Source organism: Microbacterium sp. UCD-TDU, from assembly GCF_000340625.1.
GTDB lineage: Bacteria > Actinomycetota > Actinomycetes > Actinomycetales > Microbacteriaceae > Microbacterium > Microbacterium maritypicum.
The window spans coordinates 136432-162778 of sequence record NZ_KB454448.1 but is presented as its reverse complement, the minus strand read 5'-3'; the positions used below and the strand labels follow the sequence as shown (position 1 = coordinate 162778).

The window sequence follows — 26347 nt, the reverse complement described above, 5'->3', positions numbered from 1 at the left end:
GGGTCACTCGACCGGCAGAGCGAAGGGGTTGTCCCCGGCTGCCGCCAGCAGGTACCACGCGGTCGCACCGGTGTGCAGGCTGGCGTAGTAGAGGTCGCCGAATCCGGAGTCGAGGCCGTCGTTCGAGGTCGCGACGATGCCCTTGCCGTCGCCGTTGGGCGCGTCGCGCTGCGCCAGACGGATACTGCTCAGCAGCGTCTCGGCGCGATCGGCGTCGCCCGCTCCGTCGCGCAGCTTGAGGGCGAGAGCCAGGTGCCCGCCACCCTCGAACCATGCCTTGGACACGTCGACCTCGCTGATCGACGGCCCCGTGTACGGGCCATCGGTCGCGATCAGGTTCGCGAGTGTCCAGTCCAGAGCGGCGCCGTAGCGCGGATCGCCGGTGGCGAGTGAGCTCCACGTCTGGGCGTCCAGGGGGATCGGGCGGGTGTTGACGGTCGAGCCGTCGAGTCCCGTGCCGGTGTTCACATGGCCGTCGGCGCTCTGCATCGCCGCGACGAAGTCGGCCGCCACGGCCGCTCTCTCCGACCACACCGGGTCCCCCGTGAGCTCTGCCAGCTGCGTGAAGAACCCCGACACATCGCTGTTGTGCTCGGTGGACTTCCAGCTCAGCGACGTGCCGTCCTCGAGCTGACCGCCGGTGTAGCCGTACGGGACCCTGACCACGTCGGCCGTGTTGTCCTGGATCCACTGCCCCACACGCAGCGCCCCGTCGAGGTACCGCTGATCCCCCGTGGCATGCGCGAGACGCGTGAGGGCCAGCCCGACCCATGCCTGATTCCCTGTGAACGAACCGGGACCGGTGATCTCCACTCGCCCCTGACGGATTCCGTGCGGCTCGTACGACGCCCGGGTGCGGCCGTCGCCGATCGGGTCGTTGTCCTGCACGAAGAGGAGCGTGTCGCCGATCGCCCGCGCGCGACGGAGATCATCCGGAAGGCCGCGCGCAGTGTAGGCGATGATCACGAGCGCGTCGTCGTAGACGAACGAGGGGGTGAAGTCCCAACTCGGAGTGGTGAAGAATCCGCCCTCGTAGCTGCGCGGCAGGCAGTGACCGGCCCCGTCGCAGAACTGGTCGACGCGCGCATCCAGGAACTCGTACGCCAGCGCGACGGACTGCGCGGCATCCGGAGCGCCCGCCCCGGAGCCCTGGTCGTCTGCCGGACGGATGGCACCCCAGGCGGCAGGAGCCGCTCCCACGAGCACCGCCGCGGCGACGAGCGCTGCGGCGATCGCCCACGGCGCCGATCGGCGCGAAGAACCGGACATCGGGACCCCTCGGTCAGAGCCGCGCGCCGTCAGGACCACGCGGGCGGCCCTGAGGCCACGAGACCCACACTGACAGCCCCGTCGAGACCGCAGAAGCGGCGAAAGTCTAGGGATGCCTCTCCCATCGGCGAATCCGATGCGCGCCGATCAGCCGACCGGTCCCCCGATCCCCGGAGTCCGGGCGGTGCGCTAGGCGAGCGCCGACGGCCAGACGCCGATGATGAGCGCCATGACGACGACGGTCACCAGTTCGTGAGCGATGTTCAGGGTGGTGAGCCTGGTCGAGCGCCCCTCGAACGCGTCATGCGTGATGAAACGGGCGGCAGTGAAGCCCGCCCACAGCGTCACCGCGGTGACGACGGCACCCCAGAAGTACGATCCGCCGTAGAAGTGCCACGCGATCGAGGAGGCTCCGGCGAGCACCCACGCCGTGATGAAGCTCACGATGACGGTGGTGATGATGGGCCAGACCGCCGTCGCCGCCGGACGATCCATGTCGACGTTCGCGAGCTTCGACCACCGCGTGCCGAACACCTTCGGTGCGTACCAGATCGAGCCGACGATCATGCTCGACGCGGTGGCCAGCAGGACCGCCCAGTAGTTGATCTCGGGAACCATGACAGCCTCCACTCATCGGATGCCTCACCCTACTCCCCGCGGGCGATCGCGCCGTCGGCGACACCGGCCTGAGACCGTGACGGATGCATGACCCCGCGGGCGAAGAGCTCATGCATCCGGCGAATCCTCCTGCAAACGCCCGCACGCCCACGCGTGGCTCCCCTCACCGAACCGATTCGATCCCCGCTCTGGCATGAATGTAAGCGTTTGCACTAGCCTGTTCCCATGGCACAGCTTGAGCAGATCGCAGCCCCCGGTTCCGAGTGGTGGCGCAGCGCCGTCATCTACCAGATCTACCCCCGCTCCTTCGCGGATGCCTCGGGTGACGGCATCGGCGACCTGCCGGGCATCACGAGCCGTCTCGACGCCCTGCAGGAGCTCGGCGTCGACGCGATCTGGCTGAGCCCGTTCATGACCAGCCCGCAGCGTGACGCCGGCTACGACGTGGCCGACTACCGCGACGTCGACCCGCTGTTCGGCACGCTCGCCGACTTCGACGACATGCTCGAAGCGGCCCACGCGCGCAACATCCGCGTGGTGGTCGACCTGGTGCCGAACCACTCCTCCGACCAGCACGTCTGGTTCCAGCAGGCGCTGAAGGCCGCGCCGGGAAGCCCCGAGCGCGCGCGCTACATCTTCCGCGACGGCAAGGGCGAGAACGGCGAGCTCCCGCCGAACAACTGGGAGTCGGTGTTCGGCGGCGGCATGTGGGAGCGCGTCGTCGAGGCCGACGGCACCCCCGGTCAGTGGTACCTGCACATCTTCGACGCCACGCAGCCCGACTTCGACTGGACCAACGAAGAGGTGCGCGAGGAGTTCCGCTCCATCCTGCGCTTCTGGCTCGACCGCGGTGTCGACGGCTTCCGCGTCGACGTGGCGCACGGCATGATCAAGGCCGACGGCCTGCCCGACTACACGCCCCCGAGCGATGCCGACTCCATGGGCGGCGGCGAGTCGAACGTGCCGTACTGGGGTCAGGACGGCGTGCACGACATCTACCGCGACTGGCACAAGGTGCTCGCCGAGTACGACGGCGACCGCGCGCTGTGCGGCGAGGCCTGGATGCCGACGCTCAAGCAGACCGCTCTCTGGGTGCGTCCGGACGAGATGCACCAGACCTTCAACTTCCCGTATCTGATGACGCCGTGGGATGCGAAGGCGCTGGGCGATGTCATCCGCGAGTCCCTCGATGACTTCGGCGCGGTGGGCGCCCCCAGCACCTGGGTGCTGTCGAACCACGACGTCGTGCGCCACGCCTCGCGCCTCGCGCTGACCGCCGAGAACCCCCAGGGCGAGGGCATCGGCCCGAACACCCCGAACAAGCCGGACACTGCGATCGGATTGGCACGCGCCCGCGCCGCGACCACGCTCATGCTGGCGCTGCCCGGTTCCTCGTACCTGTACCAGGGCGAAGAGCTCGGGCTGCCCGAAGCCATGGAGATCCCGGACGAGTACCGTCAGGACCCGACCTGGTTCCGCACGAACGGTGAGCGCTACGGACGCGACGGATGCCGCGTGCCGCTGCCCTGGGAGGCGGAGGCTCCGGCCTTCGGCTTCAACGACACCGGTCTCTCGTGGCTCCCGCAGCCCGCCGACTGGTCGGCCTACGCCCGCGACGTCGAGGAGGTCGACCCCTCGTCGACGCTCGCGCTGTACAAGCGTCTGCTGGCTGCTCGTCGTGAGCACGGCTTCGGCAGCGGCTCGCTGGTGTGGGAGGACGCCGGTTCCGACGCGGTGGCCTTCCGCCGCGGTGACGTGCACGTGGTCGCGAACCTCGGCACCGCGCCGATCGATCTGCCGGCCGATGCCCTCGTGATCCTGCAGAGCCAGCCGTTCGAAGGCGCATCGGTCCCGGTCGACACCGCCGTCTGGTACACCACCGCACTCCAGGCCTGACAGGCCCTTTCGGTCGCGATTCCTGCCGCTCACTCCCTCGTGAGGCGACAGGAATCGCGGCCGGAGCACTTTTCGAGAAGGAACACATGGCCAGCATCGATGAGGTCGCCCGGCTCGCCGGAGTCTCCACCGCGACCGTCTCGCGCGCGCTGAGCGGACGCGGCCATGTGTCCGAGTCCGCGAAGGAGAGGGTGCAGGCCGCGGCGCAGTCGCTCGGCTACGTCGTCTCGTCGCGTGCGTCGAGCCTGGCCTCCGGTCGCACCCGCAACGTCGGCGTGATCGTCCCTTTCCTCGACCGGTGGTTCTTCAGCACGGTGCTCTCCGGCGTCTCCGCCGCTCTCATGCGCGCGGGCTACGACATCACGCTGTACAACATCACCGCCGACAAGGACGTGCGCCGCCACGTGTTCGACACGTTCCTGCGTCGGCAGCGCGTGGATGCCGTGATCGCAGTGTCGATCGAGCTCGACGAGGACGAGACCCAGTACCTGCTCGACCTCGGGCTTCCCGTGATCGCGATCGGCGGTCCGAACCCGAAGCTCGACACCCTCACGGTCGACGACGTCGCGGTCGCGCAGCTGGCGACCGAGCACCTGATCAGCCTCGGCCACACCGACATCGCGCACATCGGGGCGAACCCCGAGTTCGACATCGACTTCCACATCCCGACCAACCGCCGCCTGGGCTTCGAGAAGGCTCTGGCGAAGGCCGGCCTCCCCCTGAACCATGCCTTCCTCGAACCAGCAGACTTCACCGTCGAGGGCGGATACCGGGCGGCCAAGCAGCTGCTCGGACGCCCGGGACCCCGCCCGACCGCGGTGTTCGCAGCGTCGGATGAGATGGCCATCGGGGCCCTGCTCGCGGCTCGCGACCTCGGCTTCAGCGTGCCGGAGGAGCTGTCGATCGTCGGCATCGACGGGCACGAGCTCGGCGAGTTCTTCCGCCTGACCACGGTCGATCAGTTCCCGCTCGGACAGGGAGAGCGGGCAGCGGATGCCGTGCTGGCAAAGCTCGCCACCCCGGATGCCGTGCACATCCCCTCGGCGCTGCCCTACGAGCTGAACGTGCGGGGGACGACCGCGCGCCTGCTCTAGCCGCGAAGCAGGGTGGCGTCGCGCCAGGTGCGATAGCCGCCGTCGAGGTTGCGCGCGTCGACACCGTGCTGCCGGAGGATCCGGGTGGCGATGTGCCCGCGCAGTCCGACCTGGCAGTGGACCACGACGAGCCCGTCCGGCAGTTCGTCCCGCCGATCCCTGAGCTCGTCGACCGGCACGTTGAGGGCCCCGGGAATCGCCCCGCCCGCGAACTCCGCGGGCGAGCGCACGTCGATCAAGGTCGCTCCCGCCTCCTGCGCGGCCTCGAGCTCGTGCCACTGGATCGTCGGAGTGGTGCCGGTGCGGGTGTTCTCCGCGACGTAGCCGAGGATGTTCACCGCATCCTTCGCCGAGCCGAACTGCGGCGCGTAGGCGAGCTCGAGATGCGCGAGCTCGGCCGCGGACATGCCGGCCTGCATGGCCGTCGCCACCACGTCGATCCGCTTGTCCACACCGTCCCGCCCGACGATCTGCACCCCGAGGATGGCGTCGGATCCAGGGTCGGCGAGCAGCTTCATCGACAGCGTCTCGGCACCGGGGTAGTACCCCGCATGGGATCCGGGGTGCACGTGCACGACGTAGAACTCACGCCCCGCCGCCCGGAGCTGCCGTTCGCTCCACCCCACCTTCGCCGCGGCGATCCCGAACACGCGGACGATCCCGGTGCCGAGTGCGGGTCGCACCGTCTCGGTCCGCCCCGCGATGAGATCGGCCACCATGCGGCCGTGTCGGTTGGCGAGGCCGGCCATGGTGATGAGAGCCGTGTCGCCGCCCACGAGCTCGAGCTTCTCGACGCCGTCTCCCACAGCGAACACGTCGGGCGCGCTCGTCCGGCACATCGAATCGACCGCGATGCCGCCGGTCTCACCGAGGCGGATGCCGGCGCCCTCCGCCAGCGCCGTCTCCGGTACGACGCCGGAGGCATCGATGATCAGTTCCGCGGCGACCGTCGACCCGTCGCTGAGCGTGACGGCGCCGCTCCCCGCCGTGGCGACCTCGACGCCGAGGCGCACGTCGACACCGCGCGCACGGATCTCGGCGGCGATCGGGGCGGCCATCTCCGCATCGAGAGGAGAGAGCAGGTGGGGACCTCGCTGCACGAGGGTGACCGACGCTCCCCGTGCGACGAGGTTCTCGACCGCTTCCAGGCCCGTATAGCCACCGCCGACAACCACCACCGGCACTCCGGGGCGCGAGAGCGACGCATCGATCACGTCTGCGTCTTCGACGGTGCGCAGACTGCGGACGGGGACGTCGGAGAGGGGCTCATCCCGCCGCGGGCGCGCGCCGGTGGCGAGGATCAGTGTGTCGTAGGGCTGCGTGAAGCGACGCCCGGTGTCGAGGTCCATGACCTCGACCACCTTCTGGGCGGTGTCCACGCGCACCACATCGTGACGCACGCGGACGTCGAGTCGGAAGCGGCTGCGCAGCGACGCGGGCGTCTGCAGGAGCAGCGACTCGCGTTCTGCGATCGCGCCTCCCACGTAATAGGGGAGCCCGCAGTTCGCGTAGGAGACCTCGGGTCCGCGTTCGAAGACGACGATCTGCGCGTGCTCGTCGAGCCGGCGCAGGCGCGCAGCCGCGGACATGCCCCCGGCGACACCGCCGACGATGACGACCGTGAGCGGTGCGGCGGACGTCATCGCTGGAACATCCGTGAGAAGAATCCGCCCTGCGTCTGCTCCTTCGGGTGCCCGGAACACCACTGCGATGCGGGAACCGTTCGCCGCACATCATCGACGTGCTCACCGCACCCCGCCCAGGTCGTCTTGCCACAGGTCTTGCAACGGACTGCTCGGCACATTGTTCTCGACTCCTCACCGATACCCCCACGGGTATCTGAGTCTCACTATACCCCAGGGGGTATAGTGAGAAGTCCAGCCGACACTCAGGGAGCGAACATGTCATCCGCAGACGCCGAGACTCAGCGCAAGATCGTCAATCGACTCAAGCGCGCGCAGGGACAGCTCGGGGCCGTGATCGCCGCCGTCGAAAGCGGAGGCGACTGCCGCGCAGTGGTCACACAGCTCGCCGCCGTCACCTCGGCGCTCGACAAGGCGGGCTTCCAGATCATCGCCTCCGCCATGAAGGACTGTCTGACAGACCCGGAGGCGGAGACGGTGACGGCCACCGACACCGGTGGGGTGTCGATGGCCGAACTGGAGAAGCTCTTCCTCTCCCTCGCGTGATCGCGAGCACGGCCGGTCGCGCAGATACTCGCGGCCGGCCGTGCATCTCGGTCAGCTCGCGACGATGAGACCCTTCGTCGCCGTGCGGGCCGCCTCGAAGCGACGCTGCACGTCGGGCCAGTTCACGAGCTCCCAGAACGCCTTGACGTAGTCGGCGCGCACGTTGAGGTAGTCGAGGTAGTACGCGTGCTCCCAGACGTCCAGCTGCAGCAGCGGGGTGACGCCGAGCGGGGCGTTGCCCTGCTGGTCGAACAGCTGGAAGATCACGGGGCGCGCTCCGACGCTGTCCCACGCCAGCACTGCCCAGCCCGATCCCTGCACGCCGAGCGCGGTCGCGGTGAAGTGCGCGCGGAAGGCCTCGACCGAGCCGAACGCGTCGACCAGTGCGGCCTCCAGCTCGCCCTCGGGGGCGCCGCCACCCTCGGGCGAGAGGTTCTGCCAGAACACCGAGTGGTTGATGTGGCCGCCGAGGTTGAACGCGAGGTCCTTCTCGAGCTTGTTGACGTTCGCGAGGTCGCCGGCGCTGCGGGCGGTCGCGAGCTGCTCGAGTGCGGTGTTCGCGCCGGTCACGTAGGCCTGGTGGTGCTTGGAGTGGTGCAGCTCCATGATCTTGCCCGAGATGTGCGGCTCGAGGGCCGAGTAGTCGTAGGGCAGCTCAGGGAGCGTGTAGAGAGTGGACATGACGTCTTCCTTTCAGTGGTGGGTGTCGTTCGGAAGGGCGTGGAAGCGGCGGTCGAGGTAGACGAGCGGGCGGCCGGTCGGCCCTGCCACCACGTCGATGACCTCGGCGATGACGACGGTCGATGAGCCGACCGCCACGGTCTGGATCGTCCGACAGCGCAGCGCCGCCCTGGCCTCGGGGAGATGAGGTTCTCCGGTCGGCAGTGCGGCCCATCCCTGCTCGGGCGTGAATCGTTCGGAGCCGCTCACGGCGAAGCTCTGCGCGAGGTCGGCGTGCTCGTCGTCGATCAGGTGCACCACGAAGGTCGCAGCCCCCAGGATCGCCCCGGCGGAACCGGTCGCACGGGTCACGGAGAACACGATCGCGGCAGGGTCGACCGCCACCGAGGCGACGCTCGAGGCCGTGAGACCGACCGGACCCTCGGGTGTGCTCGCGGTGATGATCGCGACGCCGGCGGGGTGCGTGCGGAACGCGGCCTTGAGCGCCTCGCCGATCGGGGTGGGTACGGGTGTCGCGGTCATCGGCCGGCCTCCATCATCTGTTGGTGCTTCGCATGCATCAGCATCTCCTCGCGCTCGACGAGCTTGGTCCGCTCCCGACCGCGGTCGGCACCGGCGCTGCGCTCGGCCGCATCGATGCGCAGCCACCCGTCGAAGTCGACGGCGTGGGTGAGATGCGCGATCGGGTCGTCGTCGCGGGCTTCGCGCTCCAGGGCGTCGAGGTCGTCCACGAGATGTCCGATGGTCTGTGCGGCGTCCGATTTGGTCGAGCCGATCAGCCCGACCGGGCCACGCTTGATCCAGCCGGTCGCGTACAGTCGCGGGATCGGTGCACCCTCCGCGTCCACGACGCGTCCTTCGACGTGCGGCACGACGCCGAGATCGCCGTCGAACGGCATCCCGGGAACAGGGGTCGAGCGGTAGCCCACGGCACGATAGACCGCCCCGACGTCGTAGCGCAGCAGGTGCCCGGTGCCGACCATCCGGCCCAGCTCGTCGGAGGCGGTGCGCTCCATCTCGATGCCCGTCACGGCGTCGGAGCCGAGCAGTCGCACCGGGCGCTGCCGCATGTGCAGGTGGATGCGGCGCGAGGCGGTGCGGCTCGCCGGATCGAGGGCCGCCCACTCGGTCAGGGTGCGCACGATGATGCGGCGCTGCGAGAACTGGGCGACCATCCGCTCGGCGTGCTCGTCGAGAGCGAGCTCCTCCGGGTCGACGATCACGTCGACGTCGTCCTGCTCGGCGAGCTCACGCAGCTCCATGGCCGAGAACCGCACGTCGGTCGGACCCCGACGGGCGAACAGGTGCACGTCGCGCAGCGGGCTGGCCGCGAGCTGATCGAGCACGGCATCCGGAGTGTCGGTGTGGCTCAGGGCCGAGGCGTGCGTGGCGAGGATCCTCGTCACGTCGAGCGCGACGTTGCCCGCACCGAGCACCGCCACCGACTCCGCCGTGAGCGGCCAGGTGCGCGACACATCAGGGTGCCCGTCGTACCAGGCGACGAAATCGGCCGCGCCGAAGGATCCGGGCAGGTCGATGCCGGGGATGTCGAGGGCGACGTCGAGATCTGCCCCCGTCGCCACGATCACCCCGTCGTACGCCGCACGCAGCTCGCCGATCCCGACGTCGACACCGATCTCGACGTTGCACCGCAGCCGGATGCGCGGGTTCACGAGCACCTCGTGCAGCGCATCGGTGATCTTGCGGATGCGCGGATGGTCGGGGGCGACACCGTAGCGGACCAGGCCGTAGGGCGCCGGCAGCTTCTCGAACAGGTCGATCGATGCGTTCGGCACGCGGCCGAGCAGGATGTCGGCGGCGTAGATGCCCGCAGGGCCAGCCCCGACGATGGCGATGCGGGGTTCGGCGACGGTCATGCGTGTTCTCCCTGGGGCGCGAGCGCGGCGATGATCGGGTGGTCGAAGGCGAGCATCCCCGTCTTCGCGGCGCCTCCGGGAGAGCCGATCTCGTCGAAGAACTCGACGTTGGCCTTGTAGTAGTCCTGCCACTCGTCGGGCAGATCGTCTTCGTAGTAGATGGCCTCGACGGGGCANGCGAGCGCGGCGATGATCGGGTGGTCGAAGGCGAGCATCCCCGTCTTCGCGGCGCCTCCGGGAGAGCCGATCTCGTCGAAGAACTCGACGTTGGCCTTGTAGTAGTCCTGCCACTCGTCGGGCAGATCGTCTTCGTAGTAGATGGCCTCGACGGGGCAGACCGGCTCGCAGGCACCGCAGTCGACGCACTCATCCGGGTGGATGTAGAGCGACCGTTCACCCTCGTAGATGCAGTCGACGGGACACTCGTCGATGCAGGCCTTGTCCTTCACATCGACGCAGGGCAGAGCGATCACATAGGTCATCGCGGGGTCTTCGTTCGGGTCACGCTGTCCTCGTTCGGTCGTTCGGCCCGTATCGGGGCCACCTGACAACCGTAAAACCTCAAGTATACTTGAGGTCAAATCGAGGAAGGCACCGGGATGAGTCCGCACGCACCCGACGAGCCGCTGACGATCGGCGAGATGACCAGGCGCACCGGAGTCGCCGCTTCCGCTCTGCACTTCTACGAGTCGCTCGGCCTCATCGCCTCGACCCGCACCCCCGGGAACCAGCGCCGCTACGCCCGGCACATGCTGCGCCGCGTCTCGCTCATCACGGTCGCCAAGCGCCTGGGCATCCCGCTGTCCGACGTGCAGACGGCTTTCGCCGACGTGCCCCTGACCGAGACTCCGAGCCACGCCGACTGGCAGCGGGCCTCGAGGCGCTGGAAGCGCGAACTCGAGAAGCGCCGTGAGGGCATCGAACGACTCGAACGCGAACTCACCGGATGCATCGGGTGCGGCTGCCTGTCGATGAAGGCGTGCGGCCTGCTCAACCCCGACGACGCCCTGGGCACCCACGGCGCCGGCCCCCAGCGCCTGCAGGACTGACCCCTCGTCGCCGCGTCGCTATCGCCGAGACCCACGCTCGCCGCCGGGACCCATCGCCGGAGACGTCGGCGGCAGTGGGTCTCGGCGAGGGGCGTGGGTCTCGGCGGGGCAGGACTACGACAGGTCAGGCGACCTCGAAGTCCGCGGAGAGGAGAGCCTCGTCGCGGGAGCTGGGGCCGACGAGCAGCTCGAAGGCGCCGGCCTCGACGATGCGGTTGCCTGCGGCATCCACGATGGTGCAGTCGGCGACCGGCAGCTCCACCCGCACGCGCGCGGACTCGCCGGGAGCGAGGTCGACCTGACGGAAGGCCTTGAGCTCCTTGTCGGTCCAGCTCACGCTCGTCACGGAGTCGCGCACGTACACCTGCACGGTCTCGCGCACGGACCGCTCCCCGGTGTTCGACACCGTGACATGGCCGACGATGGTCCCGGACTCCCCCAGCGAAGTCGCCTCGAGCGACAGGTCGGAGTACTCCACGGTCGTGTACGAGAGGCCCTCGCCGAATGCCCAGGCTGGCGACTGCGTGAGGTCGGCATAGCGATCGCCGTGCTGTCCGCGGATCTGGTTGTAATAGGTCGGCTGCTGGCCGACGTGGCGCGCGAACGAGATCGGCAGGCGTCCCGACGGCTCGGCCGCGCCGGAGATGATGTCGGCGAGTGCGCGTCCGCCCTGCATGCCGGGGTTCGCCGCCCAGATCACGGCGGCGGCCTTCGACGCGGAGGCCGGGAGCACGAGCGGCTTCGAGGCGAGCAGCACGATCACGACGGGCGTGCCGGTCGCGATGAGCGCATCGATCAGGGCGTTCTGCCCGCCGATGAGCTCGAGCGTCGCGGTGGAGCGCCCTTCGCCGACCAGCTCGATCCGGTCGCCGACGACCGCCACGACGACGTCGGAGTCGGATGCCGCGGCGACGGCCTCCGCGATCAGCGCGGCATCCGGCTCGCAGGCCTTCACCACCGGCGGACGCGGCTGCTTGTCGGGGAAGAACGGCCCCTGCGGGTCTTCTTCGAGCGTGAGGATGTCGGCGCCGCGGGCGTGCGTGACGGTCCAGCCGTGGACCGACTGCAGACCGTCGAGCACGGTCGTGATCATCTCGCGGGGCTGGCCGTCGAGCCAGCCCGCCTGACCGGAGCCGCCTGCCCAGTCGCCGAGCTGTGTCTGGGCATCGTCGGCGAGGGGCCCGGTCACGGCGACCTTCAGCGCCGCCGTGGGATCGAGCGGCAGCACACCGTCGTTCTCGAGCAGCACGAGCGAGCGTCGGGCGACCTCGAGGTTCAGCTCGGCGTGCGCCGCACTGCCCACCACGGCGTCGAGCTCGGTTCCGGGAAGACGCGGGTTCTCGAACAACCCCAACTCGAACTTGAGAGTGAGGATGCGCGCGGCCGCCGCATCGAACGCGTCGTCGGCGAGCATGCCCTGGGCCGCCGCGTCCAGCGCTCCCTCGAAGAACGACGGCGTGGTCATGATCATGTCGTTGCCCGCCCGCACGGCTGCCGCGGCCGCGTGCGTGATGTCGGGCTGGATCCGCTGCTCCCACACCATGCGACCGACGTTGTCCCAGTCGGTGATGAGCGTGCCGGTATAGCCCCACTCGCCGCGCAGCACGTCGCTGAGCAGCCAGTCGTTGGTCGTGATCGGCACGCCGTCGGTGGTCTGATAGCCGAGCATGAACGTGCGGCATCCTTCGCGGGCGACACGCTCGAACGGCGGCAGGAACCACGAGCGCAGCTTGCGGCGCGAGATGTCGGCCTCGCTCGCATCACGCCCGCCCTGCGTCTCGGAGTACCCGGCGAAGTGCTTGGCGGTCGCGAGGATCGCGGTCGGATCGTCGAGTCCGTCGCCCTGGTAGCCGCGCACCATCGCCGAGGCCAGCTCGCCGATCAGGAACGGGTCTTCGCCGAAGGTCTCGTCGATGCGACCCCAGCGCAGGTCGCGCGCGATGCACAGCACCGGAGAGAACGTCCAGTGGATCCCGGTCACCGCGACCTCTTCGGCGGTCGCGCGGGCGACGCGTTCGACGAGCGCGGAATCCCACGACGCGGCCATGCCGAGCTGCGTGGGGTAGATCGTCGCACCGGGCCAGAACGAGTGCCCGTGGATGCAGTCCTCCGCCACCAGCAGCGGGATGCGGAGCCGGGTCTGGGCGGTCAGCTCGTTCGCCCGCAGGATGCGCTCCGGCGAGGTGTGCAGGATCGATCCGGCGTGACGGCGGGCGATGTGGTCGTCGAGGTCGTCGCGGGCGTCGAGCTGGAGCATCTGCCCGACCTTCTCCTCCAGCGTCATGCGGCTGAGGAGGTCGGCCACGCGTTCGGGGATCGAGAGAGCGGGGTCCTGGTACGGGAGCTGCGTGGTCAGAGTCTGAGAGGTCATCACTTCGTGTTCTGGGTCGAGTTCAGTGTCGAGGTCTTCGGGGAGTCGGCACTGTCGGGTGAGGTCGCCGAGGTTACGGGATCGGGAGTCTTCTCGGGCAGGGGCACGCTGCGGACGGCCGTGACGGCGTCGTTCACGTTCAGCCCCTTCTTCTTCATCGCTCTGGCCCGCTCGCCCGCGGAGCGCAGGCGCGGGTTGACGTACTCGTCGATGCCGAAGTTGATGAGCGAGAGGGCGACGCCGATGATCGCGATGCAGAGGCCTGCGGGCACGTACCACCACCACAGACGCGGGAACGCACCGTTCTGCTGGGCCCAGAACAGGATGGTGCCCCAGTTCAGGTTGCTCACCGGGATCACCCCGATGAACGCCAGCGTGGTGAGACCGAGGATGGCCGCCGTCACGGTCCCGACGAAGCTCGAGGCGATGAGCGCCATCAGGTTCGGCAGCATCTCGACCGTGATGATGCGGCGGAGAGGCTCGCCGTTGGCGCGCGCCGCCTGGATGAAGTCGCGGTTGCGCAGCGACATCGTCTGGGCACGCAGAACTCGGGCACCCCACGCCCATCCCGTGATGCCGAGCACGGCGGCGATCACGATCAGCGGCGGGTTCTCGAACTGGGAGGCGATGATGATGATCAGCGGGATGCCGGGGATCACCAGGAACACGTTGGTCAGCGCCGATAGCGACTCGCTCTTCCACCCGCGCACATACCCGGCGATCACGCCGATGGTGATTGCGATGACCGTGGCGATGAAGGCGGCGAGGAAGCCGACGACGATGACGCCACGGGTGCCGTAGATGATCTGGCTCAGCACATCCTCCCCCATGTGCGTCGTGCCCAGCCAGTGCTCCCAGGAGGGGGGCTGGCGCAGGGCGGTGCGGTCCTTCTGCGTCGGACCGTACGGCGAGATCCACGGCGCGAGGATGGCGATGAGCACGAACACCCCGAGGATGATGAGCCCGGCGATCGACTTGGGGTTGCGGAACATCGCGAACGCCTGGGCGAGCTGCGACCAGAACGTCTTGCGCGGCGGGGCGGCGGCGGGTGGGGTGCGCAGCGTGGCGGTCTCCGGCATGCCGGAGACGACGGCCGACCCGTCGGGCGCCGTGCTGTGGGCGGTGGTGGGAACGGTCATGTCAGGACTCCATCTGGCGCGTGCGCGGGTCGAGGTAGGCGTAGACCACATCCGCGAGGATGTTGGCCACGAGCACCGACAGCGTGATCACGAGGAACACGCCCTGCATGAGGGCGAAGTCCTTGGCGTTGGTCGCATCGAGCAGGAGCTTGCCCACGCCCGGATAGCTGAACACCATCTCCATGACGATGGTGCCGCCGACGATGAACCCGATCGACAGCGCGAAGCTCTGCACCTGCGGCAGCACCGCGTTTCGGGCGGCATAGCCCCAGAGCACCCGCTTGTTGGGCATGCCCTTGGCCTGCGCGACCGTGATGTAGTCGTCGTCGAGCACGGTCAGCATCATGTTGCGCATGCCGAGCACCCAGCCGCCGAGCGAGGCGACCACGATGGTCAGGGCCGGAAGCGTGCCGTGCATGATCACCTGGCCGATGAAGTCGAAGCTCCATTCCGGGGATTGTCCCTTGTCGTAGGCATGCGATGAGGGGAACCACTTCAGGGTGGAGGAGAAGATCGCGATCGCGATGAGGCCCAGCCAGAAGTACGGGATCGTGTTGAAGAACGTCGTCACCGGGATGATCGCGTCGAGCTTGCTGCCGCGCTTCCATCCGACGACCGCTCCGGCGACGGTGCCGATCGTGAACGAGATGATGGTCGCGATGCCGACCAGCCCGAGAGTCCACGGCAGAGCGGCGGCGAGCACCTCGGCGACCGGGCGCAGACCGTGCAGCGTCGAGATGCCGAGATCGCCGCGCAGCAGCATCCCCCAGTACTCGATGTACTGCTGCCAGATCGACTTGTCGGTGTCGATGCCGAGCAGGACGCGCAACGATGCCTCGGCCTCGGGGCTCACGCTGCGGTTGCGCGCGAGGTACGAGCTGACCGCATCACCCTTCATGAAACGCGGCAGGAAGAAGTTGATCGTGATGGCCGCCCAGAGCGTGAACAGGTAGAAGGCCGCGCGACCGGCGAAGAAGCGCCATGGCACGCGCCGTCGTCCGCGTTCTGCCGCGGTCGCGGTGGTGCCCACCTCGAGGGCGTCGCGGGCGACGAGGTCGTCGTCGTCGAGCTGGGGGAACGCGGTGCTCACAGTGCGCCTCCGGTCGATGTTGCCTGTGCGAAGAACTTGTCCGGGTCGGGGGAGGCGGATCGCAGTTCGCGCGTGTACGGGTCCTGCGCGTTGAGGATCACGTCGTCGGCGGCGCCGTACTCCACGACGCGGCCCTGGTTGAGCACCATGATCTCGTCGCTGAAGTGACGGGCGGTGGCGAGGTCGTGGGTGATGTAGAGCACGCCGAGCCCCTCTTCGCGCTGCAGGTCGGCGAGCAGGCTCAGCACACCGAGGCGGATCGAGACGTCGAGCATCGACACGGGCTCGTCGGCGACCAGGAGTGAGGGACGCGAGGCGAGGGCGCGCGCGATGGCCACCCGCTGCCGCTGGCCGCCCGACAGCTCGTGCGGTCGGCGGTCGATCACGGCGTCCGCGTCCAGGCGTACGCGGTCGAGGAGTCGGCGCACCTCGGCATCCGTCTCCCGCTTCGGCACGACGTCGTCGAGGCGGATCGGACGCTCCAGGTGGTAGCGGATCGAGTGGTACGGGTTGAGCGAGGCGAACGGGTCCTGGAACACCATGCGCAGCTGCTGCCGGTACTTCCGCAGACCTCTGCCTCGCCGAGGGATGGGTGCGCCGTCGAGCAGCACTTCTCCGCTGGTCGGGGTCTCGAGCTGGGTGAGGATCTTCGCGATCGTGGACTTGCCGCTTCCGGACTGGCCGACCAGCCCGATCGTCTGCCCGGAGGTCAGGGTGAAGCTCACATCGTCGAGGGCTTTGATCTGGCCGGCGCCGCGGACGTTGTAGGCCTTCGTGACGCTTTGGAATTCGAGGGTGGTCATCGCACCAGCACCCCTCTCTCCCCGGTGAGTCGGGGGAACGACGACAGCAGCGTCTTCGTGTATTCGTGCGCGGGCTGCGTCCAGATGCGCTCCGCGGTCGCGAGTTCGATGATCTCGCCCTCGCGCATGATCGCGATCCGGTCGCTGATCTCCAAGAGGAGAGGAAGGTCGTGGGTGATGAAGATCACCGAGAAGCCGAACTCGTGCCGCAGCTGCGAGATCTGCTTGAGGATCTCCCGCTGCACCAGCACGTCGAGGGCGGTCGTGGGTTCGTCCATGACCATCAGCTGCGGGCGCAGGGCGAGGGCCATCGCGATCATCACGCGCTGGCGCATGCCGCCGGAGAGCTCGTGCGGGAAAGAGCGCATGCGCTGGCGTCCGACCTTGACGATCTCCAGCAGCTCCTCGGACTCGGCACGCCGCTGCGCGCGGTTCATGTCGGGACGATGGATCTCGAACACGTCCTCCAGCTGCGACCCGATCGTCGCGACGGGGTTGAGGGCGTTCATCGCGCCCTGGAACACCATCGACACCTTGTCCCAGCGGAATCGCTGCATCGCGTCGACGTCCAGAGCGTTGATGTCGATGTCGATGCCGGTCACGTCATGGAAGGCCACGCTGCCGCCGGTGATGACGGCCGGAGCGCGCAGCAGGCGCTGCACCCCGTAGGCGAGGGTGGTCTTTCCGCATCCGCTCTCCCCGGCGAGGCCGAGGATCTCGCCGCGCTGCAGTTCGAGGGTGACGTTCTTCACCGCCTCGACGGGCGGATCGACGTCGTACACGACGGAGAAGTCGCGCACGGTGAGCAGGGGATCTGGCATGGGGGTGTCCTTCGTCGACCTGGTCAGGGGAGCCCGGCCCGTGTGAGCGGGCTCCCCTGCGGGTGGTGCTTACTCGGCGGGCTTCAGCTTCGTGAGGATCTGCACGATGTTCGGCTGCGTCGGGTCGGCGGACGCGTAGGTGTCGTCCTCCGAAGGCCAGCCGACGTAGTTGCGCGTGTTGAACTCACCCAGCAGCGGGTGCGCGCCCAGCGGGATGGCCGGCACCTGCTCGGAGAAGATCGTCTGCAGCGTGTCGATGGCGGTGGTGCGCTCCTCGTCGGACGAGGCGTTCGCGTAGGTGTTCAGCGCGGCTGTCGCCTCCGGGTCGTCGAAGCGACCGAAGTTGAAGCCTGCCTTGCCCTCGGGGGAGATCCACCGCGGATCCATGGTCGAGGTGTAGAGGCCGTACGCCGTGCCGCTGTCCTCCAGCCAGTGGATGATCGCAGAGAACGTGCCGTTGTCGCGGGGATCGGCCCAGCCACCCCAGTCGGGCATGTCGATCTTGACCTCGGCGCCGATGCTGTCCTTCACGTCCTCGGCGATGAGCTCCTGCGCCGTGTTCCAGTCGCTCCAGCCGGACGGGACGGAGAGCGTGAACGAGACGGGCGTGCCGTCGGGGTCGATCAGGGCGTCGTCCTTCCAGGTGTATCCGGCGGTCTCCAGCAGGTCACGCGCCTTCTCGGCGTCGACCTTGTAGTCGACTCCCTCGAACTCCGGCTGGATCTCGTCTTCGAGGATCGACGACAGTCCCGTGACGGACCAGACCGGCTCGCTGGCACCCTCGCGCGCGATGTCGACGTAAGCGTCGCGGTCGATCACCCAGGCGAGCGCCTGACGGAAGGCGGGGTCGTCGAACGGCTTCTGCTGCAGGTTCATGAACAACGTGGCCGAGCCGGTGGTCGGGGAGGCGAGGAACTTGTTGTGCTCGGGGTCGGCCGAGAGGAACTGCTCCTCGATCTGCGGGATGAACGCCTGCGCCCAGTCGGCGTCGCCGTTCGCGAGGGCCGTGGTGAGGGCGGTGTTGTCACCGTACGAGACGTAGTGCAGCTCGGGCACGGCGAGGTCGCCGCCCCAGTAGTCGTCGCGCGCGTCGAGCGTGACCGACTCGGTCGACCAGTTCGCCATCGCGTAGGGGCCGGTGCCGACGAGGTCGTCGCCCTTGACGGGGTCGGTGGCCGGGTCCTCGAACTTCTCCCAGATGTGCTTGGGGACGATCGGCACGTGCAGCACGCGTGCCTGGTTGACGTACTTGGAGTCGCCGAAGCTCAGCACGACCTTGTCACCGTCGACCTCGGCGCCCTCGTACTTGAGGCCGGCGGTGTCGAGGGCGGGGATCGAGGCGGTCTCGAACGAGAAGACGATGTCGTCGGCCGTGAACGGCTCGCCGTCGCTCCAGGTGACGTCCGCGCGCGGGACGACCGTGAGCTGCGTGTAGTCGTCATTCCACTCGAGGCTCTCGGCGAGCCATGGCGTGGTACCGCGATCTCCCGTCTGGTTCACCAGGGCCAGGGTCTCGAACACGACCTTGGCGTAGCCGTACTTCGACGCGGCGGAGTCGCCGACGAACGGGTTGTTCGACTCGGTGGTGATCGCACCGTCGGGCTTCGCGATGGTGAGGGATGCGGATCCGGCGCCGTCGCCGGATCCACCGCCGGCCGAGCAGCCGGCGAGGGCCGACACACCGAGCGCGGTGATCGCGGTCGCGGCGATCAGAGACTTTCTGAGCTTCATTGCTTCTCCTAGGCACGGGTCTTTGTGCTGTGTCGCCGGCGAACGGGGGTCCGCCGGCCGTCGTGATTTGCTTACTGTCGAGAAAGTAAGCTTCCGTGAGGTTACCGAGTAGTAAGTTTGATCGCAAGCACAGTCCGACGATGGAGAGGAGGCCGCGGTGGCAGACAGCGACCAGACCGTGCGCGTGCGCCCGGCGACCCTCGCGAAGCGCGAGCAGATCCTCAAGGCAGCCGTGGAGATCTTCGGCAACAAGGGGTCGACCAACGGCACCCTGGCCGATGTGGCTGAGCAGGTCGGCATCACGCATGCGGGCGTCCTCCACCACTTCGGCTCGAAGCAGAAGCTGCTGCTCGAGGTGCTCGCCTACCGCGATCAGGCCGACGTCGCGGAACTCGCCGAGAAGCACATCCCCGGCGGACCCGAGCTGTTCCTGCACCTGGTGCGCACGGCATTCGCGAACGAGAAACGGCCGGGCATCGTGCAGGCGTACACGGTGCTCTCCGCCGAGTCGGTGACCGACGACCACCCCGCCAGGGACTACTTCGAGGAGCGGTACACGACCCTGCGTCGAGAGGTCACCGCCGCATTCCACGAGCTGTGCGCTCAGGAGGGCGTGCGCGATCCGGGCACCATCGCCGCAGCCTCCGCCGCGATCCTCGCGGTGATGGACGGCCTGCAGCTGCAGTGGCTCCTGCACCCCGAGATCGTCGAACTCGGGGAGACGAGCGAGTTCGCGATCCAGGCGATCGTGAACGCCGTGCTGCGCCCGGGGCCGCAACTGCCGACCTACGTGCACCCCGCCTGATCCGTCGATCGCGCACCCTCGGCACGAGCCGCTCGCGGGGCTAGGCTCGGGCCATGACGATCGATCTCGAAGCGCTCTACATCGACCTGCACCAGCACCCCGAGCTCTCGTTCCAGGAGACGCGTACCGCCGGCATCGCCGCCCAGCATCTGCGCGACCTGGGCCTCGAGGTCGAAGAGGGCGTCGGAGTCACCGGCGTCGTCGGCGTGCTGCGAAACGGCGAAGGTCCGGTCGTGTGGGTTCGGGCCGACATGGACGCGCTCCCGGTCGAGGAGCAGACCGGCCTGTCGTACGCGAGCACCGCCACGGGCATCGACCCGGCGGGCACGACCGTTCCCGTCATGCACGCCTGCGGTCACGACATGCACGTGACCGCCATGATCGGCGCGGTCGAGAAGCTCGTCTCCGAGCGCTCCGACTGGTCGGGAACCCTCGTCGTGCTGATCCAGCCCGCCGAGGAGTACGGCGCCGGGGCGCGCGCGATGCTCGATGACGGCATCCTCGGCCGCTACCCGAAGCCCGACGTGGTGCTCGGCCAGCACGTGACGCCGCTTCCCGCCGGCGTGATCGGCGTGCGCAGCGGCACGCAGATGGCGGCCTCCGACGGGCTCACCGTCACCCTGCTTTTCGAAACATTTTTAAACCTCCGCGNCACGACGCTCTTCCGATCTGAGGTCTGACTCGTGATCAGCACCGGGCTGAGCTTGTTGGCGTTGTCGCTCGAGGTGAACGTCACGCGGACGAACTCGCTCTTCACGGCGCCGAGGGCCTCGATGAGGTACTGCGGGTTCAGGCCGAGCGTGACCTCGTCGCCACCGGAGAGGATCGCATCGACGGACTCGGAGGCGCGTGCGTGGTCTCCTCAAAAGGCGTTCGAAAAGAACAACATCATCCCCGCCGAGGCGAAGCTCGAACTGAGCCTGCGCTACCCGAACGAGGAGACGCGCGAGAAAGTACTCGCGAGCGTGGAGCGCATCGTGCGGGCCGAGGCCACGGCCTCGGGCGCGGAGCGCGAACCCGAGATCCGCACCGATCACACGCTGCCGGCCACGATCAACGACGAGCACGCCACCGCACGCGTCACCGCAGCACTGCAGCGCGCGCTGGGCGAGGCAGCCGTCATCGACCCCGGCATGTTCACCGGCAGCGAGGACGTCTCCTGGTTCGCCCGCGACGCCGGAGTGCCTCTCGTGTTCTGGTTCTGGGGCGGTATCGACCCCACGCGGTTCGCCGAGGCGGTCGCCGCCGGTCGCCTGGGAGAGGACATCCCCACCAACCACTCGCCGTTCTTCGCGCCGGAGATCCACCCGACGATCGAGGTCGGCGTGACCGCCCTCTCGGCCGCGGCCCGGGAGTTCCTCGCCTAGAGGCGGAAGAGAGTCGATCTACAGCTCGTCGAGGTACTGAGCTCGGGCCTTCATCGCGTGGATGATCAGCTCGTAACTGTCGTCGTAGATCAGCATGACGAGCTCGAGGAGACGGCCTGAAGGGTCGGCGGCGATCATGAGCCAGCGGCGCGGGTCGTCTTCGTCGTCGAGCGGGCGCGAGTGCAGGACATGCTCGACGGCATACAGCACGGAAGAGTCGTCGAGCTGGTCGCGCCGGTAATGTTTGCGGGCTGATCGGTGCAGGTCAGGCAACGTGCGCCCACTCGCGCACTGCGGCGCGAATCGCCTCAGAACGCGTGGCGATGCCCTCGGCCTCAGCGCGCGCTGTCAGCGCTGCGATCGTGGACGCATCGAGCCGCACAGGGATCACCGCGCCGGGGCCATCGCCCACCGTCGGTCGACCTCGACGCGGTTTCGGGAGTTGCGACAAGTCGTAGCCGACCTCGGCCTCGTCCGCCCACGCCTGAATCTGCTCGTCAGTGACGGGTTTTCCGTTCACCAGGTGCTCACTCATGCACTTACTGTATACGAAAATCACGGAATTGTGTATACGAAAAGAAAACCCCTCGTTGCCGACTGCCGCGCTCATGCAACGGTCTGCTGCGTCCGCAGGAAGACGTGCAGGCCGAGGGCATCTCTCCTGCTCGGCTGTTCGACACAAAGATGGCGGTGCAGCAGGTCGGCGACCTCTCCCGGAATCGGGTCGATCGCGTGGGCCTTCTTCACGTCTTGGGAGCCGAATCCGGCCAAGAGCGTCACGGACTCTCCGTCCGTGCCCTTCACCTCTACGCGGGCGTAGTCCGTGTCGAGGCGGATCAGCACACGAGCGATGGAGGCCCAGGGGAGCGCTCGCTCCGCCCCGGCACCGATGATCCGGATCCCCCCGTCATCCCACTCGATGACGTAGCGCTTCCTTCGCCGGGCGAAGATCCACAACAGGGCGAGCACGATGACGACAGCCACGCCACCGCCGACCGCGACGACACCGGACCTGCCGAGCATGGAATCGGTCTCGAGGGAGATCGCGATCAACGCCGCCGTGGCAGCGGACCCTCCCACAGCCACGCAGCCGACGATGATCGCCACGAGCTGGCGCATGGAGACTCGCGTCGCCCGGATCGTCAGGCGGTACCCGTCACGCCCCTGCCCGATCGGCTCCCACATCCGTTCACCCCCTGTGCCTTGAGTCGGTCCCGCGCGCCCCCTCGGCCCACACGCCGAGAACTCGGACCGGGAGGGTCATGTTCGACCCGGGCTCAGCCGCCGATCGCGTTCATGCCGCGCGCCGGTTGCAGGAACGAGGGGTCGTTGATCGCGTGCCCCGGGAGCTTGCCGTGCACGCAGGAACGCAGCATCGCAGCGATCCCGTCGGAGCGGGCCCCCGCCGCAGAGGCCGACTCCCCGCGAAGCACGTCGACCAGGTCGTACTCGACGTTCGAGAACAAGCAGTTGCGCAGCTGACCGTCGGCGGTCAGGCGCAGACGGTCGCAGGCGCCGCAGAAGGGGGCGGTGACCGAGGCGATCACACCCACCTCGTGCGGTCCGCCGTCGATGCGCCACTTCTCGGCCGGCGCTCCCCCACGACCCTCGACCGGGTCGAGACGCCAACGCTCGCCCAGGGATGCGAGGATCTCCTCGCGCGTGACCATCGAGGCCCGGTCCCAGGTGTGCCCGGCATCCAGCGGCATCTGCTCGATGAAGCGCAGCTGCGCGCCCATCCTCATCGCGAACTCCACGAGGTCGACCAGCTCGTCGTCGTTGACGCCGCGCATGGCGACCGCGTTCAGCTTGAGAGGGCGGAGGGACGAGGCCGCCGCCGCGGCGATGCCTTCGAACACGTCGTCGAGTCGGTCGCGCCGGGTGAGATCGGCGAAGCGCTGACGGTCGACCGTGTCGATGCTGATGTTGAGGCGCGTGAGACCGGCATCGATCAGGTCGGGGAGCTTCGGGGCGAGGCTGATGCCGTTGGTGGTCATCGCGACCTCGACGGGGCCGTCCTCCCCCTCGATGCGGGCGATGCGCCGCACGACCTCGACGATGTCGCTCCGCAGCAGCGGCTCGCCACCGGTGAGGCGGAAGGTGCGGATGCCGAGAGCGGCGGCCACCTCGGCGACCTCGACGATCTCGTCGGTGGAGAGGATGCTCGTGCGGGCGAGCCATTCGTTGCCCTGCTCGGGCATGCAGTAGGTGCAGCGCAGCGAGCAGCGGTCGGTGAGCGAGATGCGCAGATCACGATGCACACGGCCATGCGTGTCGACGAGACCACCACCGAGGGCCTCGTGGCCGGCCGCCTGCGGCGCCGATGCGGCGTGCGGCGGGCGCACACCGATCACGACCGGTACGGCCGTCATGGCGCTCCCCTGCTCCCCGTCATCGTTCGAGACTAACCCGCCGAGACCCGATCGGGGCCGCCTCCGCGACGGCGAGCGGGAGATTGCCAGCGTTGCGACGGCCTCCCCGGGGCTGCTCAGACCACGGATACGAAGCGCACGCGCTCGGGGTCTATCCGCAGGCGGACCTGATCCCCCGGCACGAGCCCGTCCGCTTCGGCGAGCGAGACGTCGATCGCGCACGCCCGGGTTTGCACCCGCACCCCGGCGAGCGTGGATTCGAGTCGTGTGACCTCGGTCTCCCAGGCATCCGATTCCGCCTCACCGACGACCTGCACATGCTCGGGACGGAACACTGCGGCGAGCGGCGAGCCCACGACCGCGGCGAGCGCGAGCGAGGCGGCATCCGTGCTCGCGAGACGCCGGTGACCGCTGCGCCACCCGCCGCCCGCCGCGACGCCCACCAGCCGATTGACGCCCGCGATCGAGGCGACGAAGTCCGAGGCGGGCGCCGACAGCACGTCGCGCACGGGCCCGGTCTGCGTGACACGCCCCGACTCGATGACCACGAGACGGTCAGCCAGCGCGACGGCGTCCGCGGCGTCGTGCGTGACCGCGAGCGTGGTGATCCCGGTGAGCTGATCGCGCAGCATCTGTCGAATGTCGCCCGCCGTCGCCGGATCGAGCGCCACCAGCGGTTCGTCGAGCAGCACCGCGCGCGGAGATGCGGCGAGCGCTCTGGCGACCGCGACGCGCTGCCCTTCGCCGCCGGAGAGCTCGCGCGGCATGCGATCCCCCGCGCCGGGGAGTCCGACGCGTGCAAGCCACTCATCGGCCGAGTCACGCGCGGTGCGGGCGTCCTCTCCTGCCGCGCGCGGGCCGAAGGCGACGTTCTCGCGCACCGACAGGTGGGGGAACAGCCGCGCATCCTGGCCGAGCAGCACGATGCCCCGGTTCATGGGTGCGGTCCGCACGCGCGGAGCGGCGACGCGGTCGACCACGCGTCCGGCGACCTCGATCTCCCCTGCGGTCAGCGGCTCGAGCCCTGCGAGCGCCTGCAGCAGGGTCGATTTGCCTGCACCGCTGGGCCCCATGATGGCGACGGTCTCGCCGACCGCGACTTGCACCGCGACCTCGACGGCGAAGTGCTCGCGTTCGACGACCACCTGCGCCCGCAGCCCCGGCACTGCGCCGGCGTGGTGCTCCGACGGGGTCATCGTGTCACCCCCGGTCGCCAGCCGCGCACGAGCAGCAGCACGACGATCGCGGTGGCGAGCAGCAGCAGCGCGAGGGCGACCGCGGTGCCCTGCGAGACTCCCGCTCCGTTGAACGCCGTGTAGATCGCCAGCGGCATGGTCTGCGTGACCCCAGGCCGATTTCCGGCGAACAGCGCCGTCGCCCCGAACTCGCCGATGGCCCGCGCGAAGCACAGCACGACACCGGCGACGATGCCCGGAGCCGCGAGCGGCAGGGTGATGCGGCGCAGGATCGTCCATCGACCGGCTCCGAGCGCCGCCGCCGTGCGTTCGTAGTCCACGCCCGAGGTGCGCACCGCCCCCTCCACGGCCAGCACCAGGAACGGCAGCGCGACGAACGTCTGCGCCAGCACCACCGCCGGGGTGCTGAAGGACAGACCGAGTCCGCCGAGCCACCCGGCACGCCCGAACAGGTACAGCAGCGCGACACCGCCCACCATCGGCGGCAGCACCAGTGGCACCGTGACGACGGCGCGCAGCACCGCTGCCAGTCGAGGGCCGGAGCGGGCGATGTACAGCGCGAGCGGCACACCCACGATGATGCACACGACGGTGGCCACGAGGCCGGTGCCGAGCGAGAGCAGGAGTGCCGAGAGCGCAGCCTCCGACGTCACATCCGCGAGGAAGGTCGACCACTGCACCCGCGCGACGAGAGCGGTGAGCGGCAGGACCAGGAAGACCAGCCCGACGAGGGCGGGAACCGCGAGAGCGCGCGGAGCGTATCCGTGCGCGGGTGCCGCGCTCACGGGGCTCCGAAGCCGAAGTCCGCCAGGATCCTCTGACCCTCCGCCGACAGCACGAAGGTCACGAACGCCTCGGCCGCCTCGACGTTCGGCGCGTCGGAGAGCGCGGCGATCGGGTAGTGGTTGACGACCTCGTCTGTACCGTCGGGCACGATCACCTCGACATCGTCACGACCGATCACGTCGGTGGCGTACACGAGTCCGGCGTCGGCTTCGGAGGCGGCGACCTTCGTGAGCACGGCCGTCACGTTCTGCTCGAGACTCGCGGCGTCGACCGTCACGCCCGCCGTGGAGAGCAGCTTCGCGGAGGCCGCGCCGCAGGGCACCTCCGGCGCGCACAGCACCGTGGTCACGTCGGCCAGATCGGCCAGCGCCCCGACCCCGCCCGGGTTGCCCGTCGGCACGGCGATCACGAGGGTGTTGGAGGCGAACAACGCAGGATCCACCGCGGCATCGGCCGCCTTGTCCATGTTGGCCTCGTCGGCGGATGCGAACACGTCGGCCGGCGCGCCTTCGAGGATCTGCGTGACCAGGGTCGACGAGCCGTCGTACACGGGGCTGAACCTCACGCCCGGGTTCTCGGCGGTGAAGGCCTCCCCGATCGCGTCGAAGGCCCCGCTGAGGGAGGCGGCGGCGTAGACCGTGAGATCTCCGCTCAGGCCGCCCTCCGCCGTCGTCGGCGTCGCCGTGCTCCCGTCGGCGCTCGCACAGCCTGTGAGGGCGAGCGCGACGGCGGCGAGGACGGCGGCGGCGGAACGGCGGAACGTGCGGTTCATGTCAGCCCTTCGGGACCTCGACGACGACCTGGGTCGCCTTGACGGATGCGGTGGCGAGCGAACCGACCTCGAGCCGGAGTTCGCGCACCGCTTCGGACGAGATCAGCGAGACGACCCGATGCGGTCCGGATTGGATGTCGATCTGCGCCATCAACCCGTCGACCTGCACCCGGGTGACGATGCCGACGAAGCGGTTGCGGGCGCTGGAGAGCACGTCTCCGGCCTTCTTCGCCTCCTCCGCGAGGGCGACGGCTCGCGCCGCGACGGCATCCCCGGGGATCTCGGCCGGAACCGCATCGGTGACCGGCAGCAGCCCCTGCTCGATCCATCGACGGACCGTGTCGTCGCTCACCCCGAGCAGCTGCGCGGCACGGGCGATCCGGTAGGTCTGCATGAAGAGAATCTACCGCAGATACGGAGA

At 69.0% G+C, this 26347-nt stretch carries 26 protein-coding genes and 3 pseudogenes; 7 read left to right on the top strand and 22 right to left on the bottom strand.

Going from position 1 to position 26347, the window contains the following annotated elements; genetic code table 11:
* Positions 1-3: 3 nt before the first annotated feature.
* Positions 4-1269 carry a hypothetical protein gene (locus D514_RS36140; RefSeq protein WP_017831293.1) on the bottom strand — a complete coding sequence of 422 codons (1266 nt, stop codon included), beginning with the start codon at positions 1267-1269 and terminating at the stop codon, positions 4-6.
* 189 nt (positions 1270-1458) lie between these two features.
* On the bottom strand, positions 1459-1887 hold the full coding sequence (locus D514_RS36135) for a DUF1761 domain-containing protein (protein WP_017831292.1): 429 nt from the start codon (positions 1885-1887) through the stop codon (positions 1459-1461).
* Between the two features lie 225 nt (positions 1888-2112).
* Between D514_RS36135 and D514_RS36130 the strand changes: the two genes are divergently transcribed.
* Both D514_RS36130 and D514_RS36125 read left to right on the top strand, forming a co-directional pair.
* Positions 2113-3783 (top strand): glycoside hydrolase family 13 protein, encoded by a 1671-nt coding sequence (locus D514_RS36130; protein ID WP_017831291.1) that lies wholly within the window; start codon positions 2113-2115, stop codon positions 3781-3783.
* Positions 3784-3869: 86 nt separating this feature from the next.
* Entirely contained in the window at positions 3870-4877 is a 1008-nt protein-coding gene (locus tag D514_RS36125) for a LacI family DNA-binding transcriptional regulator (protein WP_017831290.1), read from the top strand.
* On the opposite strand, the gene D514_RS36120 is transcribed toward D514_RS36125, so the two are convergent.
* Complete coding sequence (locus tag D514_RS36120) at positions 4874-6520, bottom strand: FAD-dependent oxidoreductase (protein ID WP_017831289.1); 1647 nt, start codon at positions 6518-6520, stop codon at positions 4874-4876. The two genes, D514_RS36125 and D514_RS36120, sit on opposite strands and share 4 nt — an antisense overlap.
* A 258-nt stretch (positions 6521-6778) precedes the next feature.
* On the opposite strand from D514_RS36120, the gene D514_RS36115 reads away from it, so the two are divergent.
* Positions 6779-7066, top strand: a complete 288-nt coding sequence (locus tag D514_RS36115) for a metal-sensitive transcriptional regulator (RefSeq protein WP_017831288.1) — start codon at positions 6779-6781, stop codon at positions 7064-7066.
* Between the two features lie 51 nt (positions 7067-7117).
* Here the strand turns inward: D514_RS36115 and D514_RS36110 are convergent, their stop codons facing one another.
* From D514_RS36110 to fdxA, 4 genes and pseudogenes are all read right to left on the bottom strand, one after another.
* A complete protein-coding gene (locus D514_RS36110; RefSeq protein ID WP_017831287.1) occupies positions 7118-7747 on the bottom strand; it encodes a superoxide dismutase in 630 nt (209 codons plus the stop codon).
* A 12-nt stretch (positions 7748-7759) separates the two neighbouring features.
* On the bottom strand, positions 7760-8269 hold the full coding sequence (locus D514_RS36105) for a flavin reductase family protein (protein WP_017831286.1): 510 nt from the start codon (positions 8267-8269) through the stop codon (positions 7760-7762).
* Positions 8266-9624 carry an FAD-dependent oxidoreductase gene (locus D514_RS36100; RefSeq protein WP_017831285.1) on the bottom strand — a complete coding sequence of 453 codons (1359 nt, stop codon included), beginning with the start codon at positions 9622-9624 and terminating at the stop codon, positions 8266-8268. The genes D514_RS36105 and D514_RS36100 overlap by 4 nt, the downstream gene beginning before the upstream one ends.
* 179 nt (positions 9625-9803) lie before the next feature.
* Positions 9804-10106: pseudogene (gene fdxA, locus D514_RS39060) on the bottom strand (ferredoxin); the annotation flags it as partial.
* 117 nt (positions 10107-10223) lie between these two features.
* Between fdxA and soxR the strand changes: the two are divergent.
* A complete protein-coding gene (gene soxR, locus D514_RS36095) occupies positions 10224-10673 on the top strand; it encodes a redox-sensitive transcriptional activator SoxR (protein ID WP_017831283.1) in 450 nt (149 codons plus the stop codon).
* A gap of 124 nt (positions 10674-10797) precedes the next feature.
* Here the strand turns inward: soxR and D514_RS36090 are convergent, their stop codons facing one another.
* The 6 genes from D514_RS36090 to D514_RS36065 all read right to left on the bottom strand — a co-directional run bounded on the left by D514_RS36090 (position 10798) and on the right by D514_RS36065 (position 18628).
* Positions 10798-13044 (bottom strand): glycoside hydrolase family 3 N-terminal domain-containing protein, encoded by a 2247-nt coding sequence (locus tag D514_RS36090; RefSeq protein ID WP_017831282.1) that lies wholly within the window; start codon positions 13042-13044, stop codon positions 10798-10800.
* Positions 13044-14183 (bottom strand): ABC transporter permease, encoded by a 1140-nt coding sequence (locus D514_RS36085; RefSeq protein ID WP_017831281.1) that lies wholly within the window; start codon positions 14181-14183, stop codon positions 13044-13046. The genes D514_RS36090 and D514_RS36085 overlap by 1 nt, the downstream gene beginning before the upstream one ends.
* 1 nt (position 14184) lies before the next feature.
* On the bottom strand, positions 14185-15273 hold the full coding sequence (locus tag D514_RS36080; RefSeq protein WP_017831280.1) for an ABC transporter permease: 1089 nt from the start codon (positions 15271-15273) through the stop codon (positions 14185-14187).
* The gene (locus D514_RS36075; RefSeq protein ID WP_017831279.1) at positions 15270-16076 is read right to left on the bottom strand and encodes an ABC transporter ATP-binding protein; all 807 of its coding nucleotides are present in this window, start codon (positions 16074-16076) and stop codon (positions 15270-15272) included. The genes D514_RS36080 and D514_RS36075 overlap by 4 nt, the downstream gene beginning before the upstream one ends.
* Positions 16073-16897 (bottom strand): ABC transporter ATP-binding protein, encoded by an 825-nt coding sequence (locus tag D514_RS36070; RefSeq protein WP_017831278.1) that lies wholly within the window; start codon positions 16895-16897, stop codon positions 16073-16075. Before D514_RS36070 ends, D514_RS36075 begins: the two co-directional genes overlap by 4 nt.
* A 69-nt stretch (positions 16898-16966) precedes the next feature.
* Complete coding sequence (locus tag D514_RS36065) at positions 16967-18628, bottom strand: ABC transporter substrate-binding protein (protein WP_017831277.1); 1662 nt, start codon at positions 18626-18628, stop codon at positions 16967-16969.
* A gap of 157 nt (positions 18629-18785) precedes the next feature.
* Here D514_RS36065 and D514_RS36060 point away from each other — a divergent pair, with 157 nt between their 5' ends.
* Positions 18786-19433, top strand: a complete 648-nt coding sequence (locus tag D514_RS36060) for a TetR/AcrR family transcriptional regulator (protein WP_017831276.1) — start codon at positions 18786-18788, stop codon at positions 19431-19433.
* 53 nt (positions 19434-19486) lie between these two features.
* Positions 19487-20056: pseudogene (locus tag D514_RS38580) on the top strand (M20/M25/M40 family metallo-hydrolase); the annotation flags it as partial.
* Between the two features lie 47 nt (positions 20057-20103).
* Here the strand turns inward: D514_RS38580 and D514_RS38795 are convergent.
* Positions 20104-20286: pseudogene (locus D514_RS38795) on the bottom strand (DNA polymerase III subunit beta); the annotation flags it as partial.
* Between D514_RS38795 and D514_RS38570 the strand changes: the two are divergent.
* A complete protein-coding gene (locus tag D514_RS38570) occupies positions 20207-20800 on the top strand; it encodes a peptidase dimerization domain-containing protein (protein ID WP_236611005.1) in 594 nt (197 codons plus the stop codon). The pseudogene D514_RS38795 and the gene D514_RS38570 sit on opposite strands and share 80 nt — an antisense overlap.
* 18 nt (positions 20801-20818) lie before the next feature.
* Here D514_RS38570 and D514_RS39055 read toward each other — a convergent pair whose 3' ends face one another.
* The 8 genes from D514_RS39055 to D514_RS36015 form a co-directional block, all read right to left on the bottom strand.
* Entirely contained in the window at positions 20819-21073 is a 255-nt protein-coding gene (locus D514_RS39055; RefSeq protein WP_031206407.1) for a hypothetical protein, read from the bottom strand.
* On the bottom strand, positions 21066-21335 hold the full coding sequence (locus D514_RS36045) for a ribbon-helix-helix domain-containing protein (protein ID WP_031206405.1): 270 nt from the start codon (positions 21333-21335) through the stop codon (positions 21066-21068). The genes D514_RS39055 and D514_RS36045 overlap by 8 nt, the downstream gene beginning before the upstream one ends.
* A 71-nt stretch (positions 21336-21406) precedes the next feature.
* The gene (locus tag D514_RS36040) at positions 21407-21985 is read right to left on the bottom strand and encodes a hypothetical protein (RefSeq protein WP_017831271.1); all 579 of its coding nucleotides are present in this window, start codon (positions 21983-21985) and stop codon (positions 21407-21409) included.
* Positions 21986-22077: 92 nt separating this feature from the next.
* The gene (gene moaA / locus D514_RS36035) at positions 22078-23172 is read right to left on the bottom strand and encodes a GTP 3',8-cyclase MoaA (RefSeq protein ID WP_017831270.1); all 1095 of its coding nucleotides are present in this window, start codon (positions 23170-23172) and stop codon (positions 22078-22080) included.
* A 116-nt stretch (positions 23173-23288) separates the two neighbouring features.
* Entirely contained in the window at positions 23289-24368 is a 1080-nt protein-coding gene (locus D514_RS36030) for a sulfate/molybdate ABC transporter ATP-binding protein (RefSeq protein WP_051056632.1), read from the bottom strand.
* Positions 24365-25153 carry a molybdate ABC transporter permease subunit gene (gene modB, locus D514_RS36025; RefSeq protein WP_017831268.1) on the bottom strand — a complete coding sequence of 263 codons (789 nt, stop codon included), beginning with the start codon at positions 25151-25153 and terminating at the stop codon, positions 24365-24367. The genes D514_RS36030 and modB overlap by 4 nt, the downstream gene beginning before the upstream one ends.
* Positions 25150-25926, bottom strand: coding sequence for a molybdate ABC transporter substrate-binding protein (gene modA / locus D514_RS36020; protein WP_017831267.1), 777 nt, complete (start codon positions 25924-25926; stop codon positions 25150-25152). Before modA ends, modB begins: the two co-directional genes overlap by 4 nt.
* A 1-nt stretch (position 25927) precedes the next feature.
* Positions 25928-26320 carry a molybdopterin-binding protein gene (locus D514_RS36015; RefSeq protein ID WP_017831266.1) on the bottom strand — a complete coding sequence of 131 codons (393 nt, stop codon included), beginning with the start codon at positions 26318-26320 and terminating at the stop codon, positions 25928-25930.
* Between the last annotated feature and the right edge of the window lie 27 nt (positions 26321-26347).

Excerpts from the sequence above, each read along its gene's own strand:
- D514_RS36140 (WP_017831293.1), bottom strand. The coding sequence starts at position 1,269 with ATGTCCGGTTCTTCGCGCCGATCGGCGCCGTGGGCGATCGCCGCAGCG.
- D514_RS36135 (WP_017831292.1), bottom strand. The coding sequence starts at position 1,887 with ATGGTTCCCGAGATCAACTACTGGGCGGTCCTGCTGGCCACCGCGTCG.
- D514_RS36130 (WP_017831291.1), top strand. The coding sequence starts at position 2,113 with ATGGCACAGCTTGAGCAGATCGCAGCCCCCGGTTCCGAGTGGTGGCGC.
- D514_RS36125 (WP_017831290.1), top strand. The coding sequence starts at position 3,870 with ATGGCCAGCATCGATGAGGTCGCCCGGCTCGCCGGAGTCTCCACCGCG.
- D514_RS36120 (WP_017831289.1), bottom strand. The coding sequence starts at position 6,520 with ATGACGTCCGCCGCACCGCTCACGGTCGTCATCGTCGGCGGTGTCGCC.
- D514_RS36115 (WP_017831288.1), top strand. The coding sequence starts at position 6,779 with ATGTCATCCGCAGACGCCGAGACTCAGCGCAAGATCGTCAATCGACTC.
- D514_RS36110 (WP_017831287.1), bottom strand. The coding sequence starts at position 7,747 with ATGTCCACTCTCTACACGCTCCCTGAGCTGCCCTACGACTACTCGGCC.
- D514_RS36105 (WP_017831286.1), bottom strand. The coding sequence starts at position 8,269 with ATGACCGCGACACCCGTACCCACCCCGATCGGCGAGGCGCTCAAGGCC.
- D514_RS36100 (WP_017831285.1), bottom strand. The coding sequence starts at position 9,624 with ATGACCGTCGCCGAACCCCGCATCGCCATCGTCGGGGCTGGCCCTGCG.
- soxR (WP_017831283.1), top strand. The coding sequence starts at position 10,224 with ATGAGTCCGCACGCACCCGACGAGCCGCTGACGATCGGCGAGATGACC.
- D514_RS36090 (WP_017831282.1), bottom strand. The coding sequence starts at position 13,044 with ATGACCTCTCAGACTCTGACCACGCAGCTCCCGTACCAGGACCCCGCT.
- D514_RS36085 (WP_017831281.1), bottom strand. The coding sequence starts at position 14,183 with ATGACCGTTCCCACCACCGCCCACAGCACGGCGCCCGACGGGTCGGCC.
- D514_RS36075 (WP_017831279.1), bottom strand. The coding sequence starts at position 16,076 with ATGACCACCCTCGAATTCCAAAGCGTCACGAAGGCCTACAACGTCCGC.
- D514_RS36070 (WP_017831278.1), bottom strand. The coding sequence starts at position 16,897 with ATGCCAGATCCCCTGCTCACCGTGCGCGACTTCTCCGTCGTGTACGAC.
- D514_RS36065 (WP_017831277.1), bottom strand. The coding sequence starts at position 18,628 with ATGAAGCTCAGAAAGTCTCTGATCGCCGCGACCGCGATCACCGCGCTC.
- D514_RS38570 (WP_236611005.1), top strand. The coding sequence starts at position 20,207 with ATGAGGTACTGCGGGTTCAGGCCGAGCGTGACCTCGTCGCCACCGGAG.
- D514_RS36045 (WP_031206405.1), bottom strand. The coding sequence starts at position 21,335 with ATGAGTGAGCACCTGGTGAACGGAAAACCCGTCACTGACGAGCAGATT.
- D514_RS36040 (WP_017831271.1), bottom strand. The coding sequence starts at position 21,985 with ATGTGGGAGCCGATCGGGCAGGGGCGTGACGGGTACCGCCTGACGATC.
- moaA (WP_017831270.1), bottom strand. The coding sequence starts at position 23,172 with ATGACGGCCGTACCGGTCGTGATCGGTGTGCGCCCGCCGCACGCCGCA.
- D514_RS36030 (WP_051056632.1), bottom strand. The coding sequence starts at position 24,368 with ATGACCCCGTCGGAGCACCACGCCGGCGCAGTGCCGGGGCTGCGGGCG.
- modA (WP_017831267.1), bottom strand. The coding sequence starts at position 25,926 with ATGAACCGCACGTTCCGCCGTTCCGCCGCCGCCGTCCTCGCCGCCGTC.
- D514_RS36015 (WP_017831266.1), bottom strand. The coding sequence starts at position 26,320 with ATGCAGACCTACCGGATCGCCCGTGCCGCGCAGCTGCTCGGGGTGAGC.